Origin of the sequence: Tritonibacter sp. SIMBA_163 (assembly GCF_046535935.1) — a bacterium.
GTDB lineage: Bacteria > Pseudomonadota > Alphaproteobacteria > Rhodobacterales > Rhodobacteraceae > Epibacterium > Epibacterium scottomollicae.
Window position 1 is genome coordinate 1 of the sequence record NZ_JAWJBP010000649.1, and the last position, 262, is coordinate 262.

The window sequence follows — 262 nt, forward strand, 5'->3', positions numbered from 1 at the left end:
CGCGCAACGGCTTCTGCGCTAGCCAGCGCCGCCCAAGAAGCGGAGCAGGTGATTGAGCAACTCACCGATCAGGCCAGGCATATGTACAAGGTGATTCATCACAGCACCACAACGGCGTGTTTACATGCAACCAAGCTGGAACACGCCGTGTGGAAAAGCCGCCTCTATCATCAGTTGCTGTCGGCCTCGCTGGATGAGCCGTTAACGGATCATCAACATTGCACACTTGGCCGATGGTATTTAACGGGAGAAGGGCTGCGTT

Annotated in this window: 1 protein-coding gene; it reads left to right on the forward strand. The window is 55.7% G+C overall.

Going from position 1 to position 262, the window contains the following annotated elements; all coding sequences use genetic code 11:
* Positions 1-48: 48 nt before the first annotated feature.
* Positions 49-262: CZB domain-containing protein (locus tag R0J92_RS23910; RefSeq protein ID WP_411053509.1), on the forward strand; the 214-nt coding region annotated here is incomplete at its 3' end.